General features: G+C 37.9%; 12 protein-coding genes and 1 other RNA gene. 6 read left to right on the top strand and 7 right to left on the bottom strand.

The window, feature by feature from the left end:
* Positions 1-372: 372 nt before the first annotated feature.
* The 7 genes from UMU13_RS05625 to UMU13_RS05595 all read right to left on the bottom strand — a co-directional run bounded on the left by UMU13_RS05625 (position 373) and on the right by UMU13_RS05595 (position 6,601).
* The gene (locus UMU13_RS05625) at positions 373-1,473 is read right to left on the bottom strand and encodes a flagellar assembly protein T N-terminal domain-containing protein (RefSeq protein WP_328217695.1); all 1,101 of its coding nucleotides are present in this window, start codon (positions 1,471-1,473) and stop codon (positions 373-375) included.
* Positions 1,474-1,504: 31 nt separating this feature from the next.
* On the bottom strand, positions 1,505-2,701 hold the full coding sequence (locus tag UMU13_RS05620; protein ID WP_328217694.1) for a CsgG/HfaB family protein: 1,197 nt from the start codon (positions 2,699-2,701) through the stop codon (positions 1,505-1,507).
* A 73-nt stretch (positions 2,702-2,774) separates the two neighbouring features.
* Positions 2,775-3,443 (bottom strand): uracil-DNA glycosylase, encoded by a 669-nt coding sequence (locus UMU13_RS05615; RefSeq protein WP_328217693.1) that lies wholly within the window; start codon positions 3,441-3,443, stop codon positions 2,775-2,777.
* Between the two features lie 234 nt (positions 3,444-3,677).
* On the bottom strand, positions 3,678-4,883 hold the full coding sequence (coaBC, locus tag UMU13_RS05610; RefSeq protein ID WP_328217691.1) for a bifunctional phosphopantothenoylcysteine decarboxylase/phosphopantothenate--cysteine ligase CoaBC: 1,206 nt from the start codon (positions 4,881-4,883) through the stop codon (positions 3,678-3,680).
* Positions 4,876-5,109, bottom strand: coding sequence for a DNA-directed RNA polymerase subunit omega (gene rpoZ / locus UMU13_RS05605; protein ID WP_328217689.1), 234 nt, complete (start codon positions 5,107-5,109; stop codon positions 4,876-4,878). Before rpoZ ends, coaBC begins: the two co-directional genes overlap by 8 nt.
* A complete protein-coding gene (gene gmk, locus UMU13_RS05600; protein ID WP_328217687.1) occupies positions 5,110-5,739 on the bottom strand; it encodes a guanylate kinase in 630 nt (209 codons plus the stop codon).
* Positions 5,732-6,601, bottom strand: coding sequence for a YicC/YloC family endoribonuclease (locus UMU13_RS05595; RefSeq protein WP_328217686.1), 870 nt, complete (start codon positions 6,599-6,601; stop codon positions 5,732-5,734). Before UMU13_RS05595 ends, gmk begins: the two co-directional genes overlap by 8 nt.
* A 76-nt stretch (positions 6,602-6,677) precedes the next feature.
* Here UMU13_RS05595 and UMU13_RS05590 point away from each other — a divergent pair, with 76 nt between their 5' ends.
* The 6 genes from UMU13_RS05590 (at position 6,678) to UMU13_RS05565 (ending at position 12,069) form a co-directional block, all read left to right on the top strand.
* Positions 6,678-7,463 (top strand): slipin family protein, encoded by a 786-nt coding sequence (locus tag UMU13_RS05590; RefSeq protein ID WP_328217685.1) that lies wholly within the window; start codon positions 6,678-6,680, stop codon positions 7,461-7,463.
* A gap of 496 nt (positions 7,464-7,959) precedes the next feature.
* Positions 7,960-8,058, top strand: an RNA gene (gene ffs / locus UMU13_RS05585) — signal recognition particle sRNA small type.
* Positions 8,059-8,097: 39 nt separating this feature from the next.
* Positions 8,098-9,999, top strand: a complete 1,902-nt coding sequence (locus UMU13_RS05580; protein WP_328217683.1) for a SurA N-terminal domain-containing protein — start codon at positions 8,098-8,100, stop codon at positions 9,997-9,999.
* Between the two features lie 255 nt (positions 10,000-10,254).
* Positions 10,255-10,602, top strand: coding sequence for a CidA/LrgA family protein (locus UMU13_RS05575; protein ID WP_328217682.1), 348 nt, complete (start codon positions 10,255-10,257; stop codon positions 10,600-10,602).
* Entirely contained in the window at positions 10,595-11,287 is a 693-nt protein-coding gene (locus UMU13_RS05570) for an LrgB family protein (protein WP_328217681.1), read from the top strand. The genes UMU13_RS05575 and UMU13_RS05570 overlap by 8 nt, the downstream gene beginning before the upstream one ends.
* Positions 11,284-12,069, top strand: coding sequence for an RNA pseudouridine synthase (locus UMU13_RS05565; RefSeq protein WP_328217680.1), 786 nt, complete (start codon positions 11,284-11,286; stop codon positions 12,067-12,069). The genes UMU13_RS05570 and UMU13_RS05565 overlap by 4 nt, the downstream gene beginning before the upstream one ends.
* The last annotated feature ends 35 nt before the right edge of the window (positions 12,070-12,104 follow it).

Raw genomic sequence — 12,104 nt, 5'->3', positions numbered from 1 at the left:
GATAATTCTACAGCTTCTCGCTTAAAAGATTCACTGTAAACTCTTCGTTTCTTCATTTCGCACCTCTGCTTTTTTTATAGCATTGGCTTAACTTACTGTCTACTAAACTGTAGCATGTCCAGGGGTAGTATGGGTTGTAGATGTATTAAATAAGTTAAGAGGTAATCGTGCAAACAATTATATCAACTCCCTAAATATCTGCCTCAATCTGGACTTTTCTCCTTGGCTCTGTAAACTTAACGCTTAGTACTTAGTACTAATAACCAATACACAAATATACCAATTTACCACTCATCCATTACTCCACTATTCCAATATCCTACTCAACCTTTTCAACTTTATCAACCACTTTAAGTTCAGCAATCTGAATTATCAGTTGCCTCTCAAAACAATCTTATATTTGTTCAGCTCTTTAATCTCATATTTCATTAAATCATCTATAGCTGTTGCAAGATAAATGCTCTTTTCAGGATATTCCACCAACAGTGTGTCTTCTGACTTATTTTCAACACTGAGTACCCAGCTGATAAAAGATAATTCGTTTTTTAACTCCATAAGCTTGTCCAAATCATTGTTTCCTGCCAGAACAACTTCTATTCTTTTACTATTTATTCCCTTTATCTTTTCCATAACCTCAGATATCAACCGGTTGGAGGCAGCGGTACTTAAATTTTCCATCATTCTGTATGCAGCATCCTCCACAGTAGGCCCTTGTCCTCTTCCGGAAACATAGCCGCTTGCAAGCACAAGTTTCTGACCGTTTTTTTCGCCTATCAGTCTGTAAGTAAGCCTGCCTGTGACTACATTAAAAGGGAGTGTTATTCCATAACCCACATCCTTGCCGCTTTTGGCTGTAACAGTGGATTCAACTTTACCCACCAGTATCAAGCCGGATAAAAATTTATTGGCAATATTTCTTACTTCCATAAAATTCCCGCTCTTCATTGCAGACTCAAGCTCTTTAACTGACATCTCTGAGCCTGCTGAAAACAGATCAACTACTTCAAGACTTTGTGATGCCAGCTCATTTATAATTTTTTCCGATAAAGGGTTTGTCTGTCTTACCTCGTTGTTCGGAAGAACTACAGGGAGCATAACTGCAACTTTTGTATTCTTTGACAAATAACTGAAAGCCTTTTTGGCTTTTTCCGGTAAAACTTCAGCACTTAACTTGACCCAATATATACCATTATCTTTTCCTTCATCTGAGATTTTATAATCTTCAATAACCCCGCTCACTTCAGTCTTTATTGCTTCATCCACTAAAACAGCATCCTGAACAATGGTCTCTACTTTCACCTTTATTCCGGCAGCTTTTTCAAGCGCAGCCCATTTTGCCCTTGCTACAGCCCTGAGTTTTGCAGAAGCAATATCATCATTTTTAATCTGTGCTTCGCCAACTGCAGAAACGGTCTTTGCCTGCAAAAAAAATGGCATTAGTAAAACTGATAAAATTATTAAAAATTTCTTCATAAATCACACCTTTATCCGAAAAAAAATAACTTCAATAGAGTTTATTCAACAACCCCTGACCTTCATACGGGGCTCTTTCAACCAATGTCCCTACTTTTATCCTCGATTTAGCTGACTCATCACCCTTAATAAGTACCCACGCGCTGTTCTGATTCACTTGGTTAGTAACGACCATATTTACAGGTATTGTTGACTTATAACACTCAACTTCCCCGGTCATAAAATCTTTTATGGCTGCAAATTGATATGCTTCAACAGTATCACCCGGTTTAATGCCATCACTTCTGCCGATAGAAATCAAAGCCACAGATTTCCCGCCCCTGAGCTGGTTGATATAGCCGCGAGCACTAAATCTCTCTGAAAAAACAGATCTTATATCTGTGACAGATTCACCCATGGCTTTTTTAGCTGCAGAAATAATTAATTCAGGATTAAATGCCGGCTGAATACCGCCAAGTTCTCTTCCTCTGACCTTTTTGGAAACAAGAACCTGTCCTGTTGCAACATCTATCAGTTGAATTGTCATTTCTGTTGTAACATTCCAGCCTTCCGTCATTGATTTTGCCACTGCTTGGGTGAGGTTTAACCATGCATTGCCCGTGTCTTTAAATTTTGTTTGGGGGATATATCTTGCATTTATATAATCTACGCTGCCGGAAATTATATAATCCACTCCTGCCAGTTTCCCAAATTTTACGACAGTATTCTGATCCGCAAGATTCATTTGAAAATTCTGTTCATCAAGTACATTCTGCATCTGTGACCTTGTAAACACATCTACGCCGCCGAGATTTACAATTGTATTCTCAACTGCAGACTGGGCAAATTCACCTATCTTAGGGGCTATTTGACGCATAAATGTATTAACATTGCCGGAATATTTAATATGTGTTCTGCTGGCTCCGGCATAACCTAAACCGGCAGCCCCCGGCCCGACAATGACTCCCGCAGCTCCTGCCTGTCTGCGATTGATATCTGCCCGCCCCTCGATCTGTGAGTTCCGGACTGTCATTTCACCATATATTGTATTATTAAGAAATGGAACAACTGCTACTCTGTAGATTTTACTTTTATACTGGGATTTACAGGCATCAGGGATTACAACCTGCTCCTGATCTTCCTGTTTAATCTGCATGGACAGCGGATCAAGTTTTGGCGGAGCGCATGAAATTGTAAAAAAAAATGTTACACCTGTAAGCAGAAAAAACTGAAAGAAATATCTTTTCACACTTTCCCTCTGAACAAACTATCGATTAGACACTTACTCAATATTACCATGAATAAAAACCAATGAAAAAAACTTATTGTTTAAGATTCAGAATTTTCATAACCTCCTGCAAATCCTCCCAGGCAGGTCTTTTCATCTTCGGATTTCTTAATAAATAAGCGGGGTGAAATGTAGGCATTAATTTAATACCATTTAATTCTGTAAACTTACCCCTTAAACGGGAAATACCTTTTTCGGTATTCAGTAGTGCCTGTGCCGCAACACCGCCCAAAGAGATAACCACTTCGGGCTTAATTATTTCAATCTGTTTATATAAATAGCCTATACAGGTGGATATTTCATCTTTAAAAGGATTTCTGTTCTGTGGAGGTCTGCATTTTACAATATTTGCAATAAAGACATCTTCCCTTTCCAGACCCATAGCATTGATCATTTTGGTGAGAAGCTGCCCTGCCCTGCCCACAAAAGGGCGCCCCTGTCTGTCCTCTTCAGCACCGGGGCCTTCACCGATAAACATAAGACGCGCATCGGTGTTGCCTTCACCAAACACAACGTTTGACCTTGTTTTGTGCAGGGGGCATTCCACACATACTGAAACTTTATCAAACAAAACCTGCATTTCTCTGTTCATATCTTCTGCAGCATAACCCGTTTCTGATGAATTTTCGCTGACACGGGAATGTCCCTCTTTTTCATCAGAAAGTAAAAATTCCACTCCATATACATCTTTTAAAATATCCATATTAAATGCCTTTTTAAAACCTTTGAACAGCTCGCTTTTTTATGTTTCTGGAAGTGATACTTAAGTAATAGTTGTTTGAAAAATGTTTGAGTAGTTGAGTTGTCAAATTATTACTTGATCATTTAACTATCTCTCTGCTTTCTACTTAACTACTTCACCATTTCGCCCATAACCCATAACCCATAAGCCATAACCCATCACGCATCACGGCATTTTACCGCAGTACTTCCTGACTTATTTAAAACCTTTTTTATTCTTAAAAATATTTACAGCAAAATTGAGTATATCCTCAGCAATTTCACTTTTTCTCTTTTTACCAATATGTTCCACCCTTCCATCAGCAAAAAATACAGTAACTTCATTGTACAAAGAATCAAATCCGATATCTTTTCTGGAAATATTGTTAGCCACTATCATGTCAAGCTTTTTGTCTTTCAGTTTTTTCAACGCATTTTCCTGTAAATTGTCACTCTCAGCGGCAAATCCCACAAAGACTTGATCTTTGCGTTTATATCCTGAAATTTCCTGAAGGATATCAGGGTTTTTCTCAAGTTCAACACACATATGTCCATTACTCTTTTTGATTTTGGAAGAAAAATATTTTTTTGGTTTATAATCCGCAACTGCGGCAGCCATTATCAAAATATCGCATTCGGAAATAAAATCATTAACCCTTGCAAGCATATCATCAGCTGTATCGGCAAAAACAGCCGGATAATGCGCTTCAACGGATGACGGGCAGATAAGACGAAAACTGCCCCCTCTTTTCTTTACGCTGTCACAAAAAGCCAGCCCCATTTTCCCACTGGATTTGTTCGATATGAACCTAACAGGATCAATATACTCTTTTGTCCCTCCAGCCGTTATAAGAAAGTTTATATTTTTATATTCCTCACGGCTTTTCAATCTTGAATCAACCAAATCAGCCAAATCTTCCGGTTCAGGCATTTTCCCGATTCCCACATCCTTACATGCCAAATTCCCAATAACCGGATCCACAATTTCATATCCTAATTCATAAAGTCCGGCCAGATTGTTCTGATTCTGACGGCTTTCATACATAACAGTGTTCATGGAAGGTACAACTATCAAAGGCACATCATCAGGTTTTGCCAAAACCGAAGATGTAAGGAGATTATCGGCAATTCCATAAGAAATCTTCGCAATCGTATTAGCCGTTGCAGGAGCTATTATAAAAACGTCAGCCCACTTCACAAGATCAATATGATAAATATTGTCAGGCTCTTCCCCTTCCCTGAAATCATCAATATATACTCTCTCATGCGTTAGTGATTCAAAAGTCAGCGGAGTAATAAATTTGGTTGCAGCTTCCGTCATAATAACCTTAACACTATGCCCTTTATCCAAAAGCCTTCTGCACAGTGAAGGAATCTTGTAACAGGCAATACCACCCGTTACACCAATCAAAATATTACTCATCAGATTCTTCAGCTTCCTTTTTAACAGGCTCAAAAGCCACTTTACCGTTTATTATTTCTGAAAGGGCCTTTGTGGTATACTTATCGTAATTTTCTTCCTGACAGGGGAGCGTATCTTCTTTGGGATTAAGAAGTTCCCTAGAACGTAATCCGGCCAGACGAACAAGCCTGAATCTGCTTTTAATTTCCTTTTTTCTGACACCTTTTTCAATATCAAGTAATGGCATTTAAACCTCCAGTTGCATAATATCTTCTATATTTTCGATTTCCGACGTCTTTAAATGTTCAGCAACAAATATACACTCCAACTCATAAAAGGCTTTATTATAATTATCATTCAGGATTAAATAATCGTAATTTTTATAATATCTTACTTCCTTTATTGCATTTTGCAATCTTTTATTAATCTTTTCCTCACTTTCACTGCGCCTTTTCTTAAGCCTGTTTTCCAATTCTTTAAGACTTGATGCAACTATAAAAATATATACTCCGTATCCCAGCTTTTTCTTTAGAATCCTTGCTCCCTGAGGGTCGATATCCAGGATAACATCATAACCGTTTTTCAGCTGCTGCTTTATAAAATCGGCCGATGTGCCGTAATAATTCTCATGAACAACAGCCCACTCGATAAAATCTCCGTTCTCTATCATCTGATTGAACTGATTTTCATCAACAAAAAAGTAATCTTTTCCATCTTCCTCATTTTTCCTCGGTTTTCTGGTGGTATGTGAGATAGAATATTTCAAATCAGGGTATTTTTTAATCAATCTGTTGCACAGACTCGTTTTCCCGGCGCCGCTCGGTGCACTTACAACAAAAAGCTTACCCGGACTTTTTGCAATATCTTGGTTAGACAATATTCTGTACCTGCTCTCTGATCTTATCAATTTCACTCTTTGCAGAAACAACAATATTAACCACATCTGCTGAGTTACTTTTCGAACCAATTGTATTGAATTCTCTGTGAAGCTCCTGTGATATAAAGTCAAGTTTTTTACCGCAGAAATCCTCCTTCTCCAGTGTGCTCATAAATTGATTCAGATGTGAATCGACTCTTACCACTTCTTCGGTAATATCAGCCTTCTCTGCATAAAAACCTGCTTCCTGGGTAATTCTGTCCTCCTGGGCTTCTATATCCAGCTTCTCCATCCGTTTTTTAAATTTATCAAACCAATAATCAAAAACACTGTTCTTCAAGTTATCTATCTTTTTTGCCGATTCCTTAAGTCTTTCTATTCTTTCCTTTAAATCATTATAAAGGTTCTCCCCTTCTTGCTGCCTCATGCTGTTAAGCTCCTGGAGCGCCTGGCTGACAGAATCCTTTATAAATGCACCCACCTTTTCTTCAGTCTCTTTGTCTTCATTAAATTCCAGTATATCATCGTAATGAATCAGATGGTCTATACGGATATCATCCAAAACCTCGCTTTCCATCTGTATTTCCCTGAGAGCATCAAGATAAAGGTTGAGCATATTGTGGTTTATTTTCGGTATTTTAACAGGTTTTCTGAACTGCACATCCACGTTTATATCAATTTTACCGCGCTGTGCCTTTTCCCTGAAAATATTCATCAATTCGATTTCAAGATAGTTGAATAACTTCGGCAATCTGAATCTTAAATCGAGATATTTGCTGTTTACACTTTTGATTTCGGTTTTCACATAACAGAAATCGTTCGCAAGAAAATTCCTCCCAAAACCGGTCATACTTAAAATCATCAAAACACCTTTATTATTTAAATTTAATAAGTTATAATAAACGTTAATAGTACAAAATATTCAACAGGAGGTCAATATGTTTAATACCACAACATTGGTTGCAATAATTATTTTGCTCGTATTATCTTTGCTTGTTAACATTCTTAAGATTTTAAGAGAATATGAGCGAGGCGTTGTATTCAGGCTGGGTAGGTTTGTCGGAATTAGAGGCCCCGGTTTAATCATTCTGATACCTTTTGTAGAAAAACTTATCAAAGTTAATCTGAGAACAGTTGTTATGGATGTGCCGCCTCAGGATGTTATCACCAAAGACAACGTATCTGTTAAAGTAAATGCCGTTGTATATTTCAGGGTAGTGCATTCAGATAAAGCCATTCTGGAAGTGGAAAATTACCTGACCGCCACATCACAGCTCTGTCAGACAACACTAAGAAGTATAATAGGACAATTTGAGCTGGACGACATACTTTCCAACAGAGATAAAATCAACAGCGATCTCCAGACGATTATCGATTCACAGACCGATCCTTGGGGAGTAAAGGTGAGTGCGGTGGAAATAAAACACATCGACCTCCCGAATGAAATGCAGAGAGCAATGTCAAAGCAGGCTGAAACAGAAAGAATAAGGAGATCCAAGGTAATCAATGCTAACGGTGAACTGGAAGCTGCCGAAAAGCTTTCCCAGGCAAGTGACATAATGTCCACCAACCCCATAACCATTCAACTGAGATATCTTCAAACGCTCAACGAAATCGGCAATGAGAAAAATTCGACCATTGTTTTCCCAATTCCAATAGAGATGTTTAAACTTTTTGAAAAATTTATGAAGGATGATAATAAAAACGAGAAAACAAAAGAGTGAGAGAGTGAAATAATGAAATAGTGAGATAGGGAAATAGTGAGGTAGGGAATTAGAGCTGAGTTTTAAATACTTTATTTCACAAACAGACAGAGCAGGACAGGTTCTTGCCAATTAACAACTACGACCAAATCAAGTTTCTCACTTGTACATATTACGAGTCTTTGTTCACCCTGTTAAATATCAGCTTCGCTGATTGCCTGTGGCATTTAACAGGGCAGGGAGTGATAACGACGAAGCAATCTCTCTTTTTATATTATTTTGAGATTGCGAAACTTAAAGGAATAACGATAAATAACTGTATATTTTTACTAACATTGAACGTTGAACCTTGAACTTAGAACATAACCCATAACCCATTACCCATCATGCATCACGGTATCTGCAGATAAGATTCTTAAAAAAACTCTTGATTTCAGCCATTTTTGTAATTATACATACCATTCGGGAGAATTTGGCAGAATGCCATTTTTTTCGTTATCTTGGGAATATAGTGGCCCGACGGGGCCTCTGCAATGGAGGCAGTGTGAACCCCGCCAGGCCCGGAAGGGAGCAACGGTAGCATTGTCTTCCATGTGCCGGAGAATCCCTGTCGGGCCTCTATATTATCAATTTATTATTTACTAAGAGGTAGACGATGCTGAAACAATTCAGAAATCAAAAAAGACTTCTCAGTGTTTTCCTATGGCTGGTTATTGCTGCATTTATAGGCACAATTTTTCTGGTCTGGGGTGTGGGGAGCAGAAATCAAAGCAGCAGCAACTACGCACTGAGAGTTAATGAATACAAAGTTTCTTATGAAGAGTATCAAAACTCATATCAAAATACAGTTGATACACTAAGGCAGCTATTCGGGAATCAGTCCGAACAAATGCCTTCTAATGAGGAAATACAAAAGCAGGTTATAACAGAATTAAAAAACAAATACCTTTTGCTGGGACAAGCAAATAAGCTCAATATTCCGGTCTCAGATACCGAAGTAATGAATGAGCTCACCAATATCTCATCTTTTCTGCAAAACGGACAATTCAGTCCGGAAAGGTACACCAATATTTTACGGGCAAACGGTTTAACACCTGCTGCATTTGAGCAGAGTTTAAAAGAAGATATAAAAATCTCCAAACTGAGAAACATGATTAGAAACTCAACACGGGTTACCCCTTCAGAAATAAAAAAAGAATATACTTACCGTAACACCGAAGCTAAAATAAGGTATATTTCATTCTCCCCTTCATCTTTCAAAGATAGTGTAAATATCAAAGATGAAGACCTGAGGGCATATTTTGTTGAGAACAAGGAAAACTACAGAATTCCTGAGGAAATCAAATTAAAATACATAGAATTCGACCCCCGGGACTTTGACTTCAAAACCAACATTACTCAGCAGGAAATGGAAAGTTATTACTTTCAAAACAAATCTGAATTCAGTCAGCCGGAAAAAGTCAGGGCCAGCCATATCCTTATAAGAGTAAAAAACTTTGATAATGAAACCGAAGTAAAAAATGCCAGAAATAAAATTGAAAATATCCTGGCACAGTTAAAAAAGGGAAAAGACTTTTCAGAAATGGCAAAAAAATATTCTGAAGATGCCAGTGCACAAAACGGCGGTGACTTAGGATATTTCAAAAAGGGTGAGATGATAAAAGAATTCGAAAATACCGCCTTTTCTCTGGAGACCGGGAAAATAAGCGGCATTGTAAAAACTCCTTTCGGTTTTCATATAATTAAAGTTACAGACCACCAGAAAGCCAAAGAACTTACATTCCAGGAGGCCAAAGACTCCATAGCTGAAAAGCTGAAAGAGCGTAATAAAGAACAGTATTTCAATGACAGGGTTTTTAATATATACAGTAAAATTTTAAAAGCTTCAAATATTTCAGCATACCAATCTAAAAATGATAATATCACTGTTCATACAACAAAATACTTCAACACTTACGAGAATGTTTTCCCCCTGGAAGGTAAACCGGATGTGAAGAGACAATTGTTTAACCTTCCTGAAACTGAGGTCAGTAACGTTATCGATATAGGCGATAAAAAATATATCTTTGAAGTTGCTGACAGAAAGGATTCATATGTACCGGAATTCAGCAAAATAGAAGAAAAAGTTAGACAGGATTATATTCAGGAGCAAAGTATACAAAAGGCCCGGAATTATGCCGAAAAGCTTCTAAAGGAAAATAAAAATATCGAAAGCATATCAGACAGTGTCAATAAAAATTATACAACAACGCCTTTTTTTAAAAGAGCTGAGAGCATTCCCGGAATCGGTATCAACAGCAAGTTGACTGACGATATCTTCGCTTCTGAAAAGGGAAGCACACTCGATAAACCATACACAATAAATTCAAGGGTATATCTTGTCGAGTTGGCAGATATAAAAACCCCGGATTTTCCGGCAGAAAAAGATCATCCGGATATCAGAAACTTCATAGCCAATATAAAAAGCGAAGCAGCATTGAATTCCTATATCAGCAAACTCGAATCAAACGCTGAAATATGGGTGGCACCATCCCTTAGAGATTATATCGGTAACTAAAAATCAGGCAAATAAAATCTTGCTCTTCGTTCTGCCACTGCGGGGCTTCGCCTCCGCCCGTAGGCGGACCGAGACAAGACGTGACTGAAAACTACGTAATCTCTCAAAACATCTACCTCTCTACCTCACCACCTAACTCACATCTCACATCTCACATCCCGCATTACACATTACGCGTAACGGTTATAATCCAATCAGCTTGACTATACCGCTATTTTTCTTTATATCTAAGTAAATAAGCAGGTCAGGTTAAATATGATTTCCGGTCTTTTTATACTTTTTCTATTTCTTTTTCTCGGCAACACCACTTCAGAGATCCTTAATATTCCTATTCCGGGCAGCGTCATAGGGATGTTATATCTGACAGGTGCACTTCGATTTAATATTGTAAAACTCGATTTGGTAAAAGATGCAGCAGAAGTTTTGGTAAAAAATATGGCTTTTCTTTTCATCCCTCCAGGCGTCGGAGTCATGCTTTACTTCAATTTGATTGGAAATTCTTTTTTATCTATTGTCGTATCATTTTTTTTGAGCGCAATTTTGGTTTTAATTGTGGTTGGGGTTTCACAACAGATACTTGATCGGGGGAAACAGAATGATTGAATCTCCTTTATTTGCCGTAATGTTCACTTTCGGAGTTTATTTTTTATCTTCAAAATTATATTCAAAATTTAAATTTTTTCTTTTTAATCCTATCCTGTTGTCAATTGTTTCCATTATTGTTTTCCTTAAAATTTTTAACATAGACTATAATACTTATTTTGCAGGAGCTAAAATAATAAGCTTTTTTCTACCGGTATCTGTGGTAGCCCTGGGTGTCCCTCTTTACCTACAGCTGGGTGAAATAAAAAAGCGCGGTTTCTCGATAATACTGTCCACCATAATCGGAAGTATTGTAGGTATACTATCAGCGGCGCTTACCGCAAAATATATGGGTGCATCCAAGGAAATAGTTGCAAGTATAGCCCCCAAGTCCGTTACCACACCGATAGCCATGTCGATTTCTGATAAAATCGGGGGTATAGCGCCGTTGACGGCCGCTTTAGTCATTTGTACAGGAATCTTCGGTGCAATACTGGGACCTGCAATTTTAAATCTGTTCAAAATAAAAGACAAAGTTGCATTCGGACTGGCAATGGGGTCCGCTTCCCATGGGATAGGAACGGCAAGAGCAGCAGAAGAAGGGCAGCTTGAAGGTGCTGTGTCAGGGCTGGCTATATCCCTCAACGGAGTAGCCACTGCAATTCTTACGCCAATCTTGTTTAAACTGATCTATCTGATCCTATGATCGATATAGTAGATATTCTCATAAAAAAATATGATTTGAGCGGCAGACAGGCCAAAAAACTTATAAAAAAAGGCTGTGTGCTGCTTAATGATAAGCCTGTAAGCTCAAGATATATAGAAAAAAGCGGAACGGATAAGATTACAGTCAACCTAAAAAGACCGGAAATCAGATACGATACCCATGATTTCTTTATTAAACAAACCCCGCATGTCCTTTTCCTCTACAAACCTCCGTTTATGCATACAGAAAGGATAACCCCTTTTGACCCTTTAACTCTTCAGGATATTGTACAAAACGAATTTCCAGGTTACAAGCTGATTTCAAGACTGGATTTTGAGACAGACGGAGTTGTTGCAGCAATCAGGGATTTACCGGAATATTCTACACAAAAACAGTACCTCGCTTTCATTTGCGGAAAACTTAGGGAAAACATAAAGCTTTCACCTGAAATAGACGCATCTCATCGAAAAAAGGTAAAAGTTTTAAACAGGCAGGGAAATAATATAACTGTTTTAAGCCCGATAAAGCATTTCAAGGATAGTTCCGGAGATGAAGTTTCACTGATCGGCGTTTCACTAAATTATGCTGCAAGACATCAAATCAGAGCCCTTTGCGCCCATATCGGCATGCCTATTGTAGGTGATACTTTATACGGTTTCAAAGATTACAAACGAATGCTTCTTCACTGCAAATACACGAAAATTGTCTCCCCACTGCTTAATGAAAAGGAAATTCAGGCATTAAGCCCCAACTGGCAGAGTTTTGTAAAATCTTTCGATTAAAGATTTTTTATGTTATAATTCAATCAAAAGGAGGA

This window comes from Flexistipes sp. (assembly GCF_036172515.1).
Taxonomy (GTDB): Bacteria; Chrysiogenota; Deferribacteres; order Deferribacterales; family Flexistipitaceae; genus Flexistipes.
This window is presented reverse-complemented; position numbering and strand designations above follow the sequence as displayed.

Excerpts from the sequence above, each read along its gene's own strand:
- coaBC (WP_328217691.1), bottom strand. The coding sequence starts at position 4,883 with ATGAGTAATATTTTGATTGGTGTAACGGGTGGTATTGCCTGTTACAAG.
- UMU13_RS05575 (WP_328217682.1), top strand. The coding sequence starts at position 10,255 with ATGATTTCCGGTCTTTTTATACTTTTTCTATTTCTTTTTCTCGGCAAC.
- UMU13_RS05570 (WP_328217681.1), top strand. The coding sequence starts at position 10,595 with ATGATTGAATCTCCTTTATTTGCCGTAATGTTCACTTTCGGAGTTTAT.
- UMU13_RS05595 (WP_328217686.1), bottom strand. The coding sequence starts at position 6,601 with ATGATTTTAAGTATGACCGGTTTTGGGAGGAATTTTCTTGCGAACGAT.
- UMU13_RS05590 (WP_328217685.1), top strand. The coding sequence starts at position 6,678 with ATGTTTAATACCACAACATTGGTTGCAATAATTATTTTGCTCGTATTA.
- UMU13_RS05625 (WP_328217695.1), bottom strand. The coding sequence starts at position 1,473 with ATGAAGAAATTTTTAATAATTTTATCAGTTTTACTAATGCCATTTTTT.
- rpoZ (WP_328217689.1), bottom strand. The coding sequence starts at position 5,109 with ATGCCATTACTTGATATTGAAAAAGGTGTCAGAAAAAAGGAAATTAAA.
- UMU13_RS05615 (WP_328217693.1), bottom strand. The coding sequence starts at position 3,443 with ATGGATATTTTAAAAGATGTATATGGAGTGGAATTTTTACTTTCTGAT.
- UMU13_RS05565 (WP_328217680.1), top strand. The coding sequence starts at position 11,284 with ATGATCGATATAGTAGATATTCTCATAAAAAAATATGATTTGAGCGGC.
- UMU13_RS05580 (WP_328217683.1), top strand. The coding sequence starts at position 8,098 with ATGCTGAAACAATTCAGAAATCAAAAAAGACTTCTCAGTGTTTTCCTA.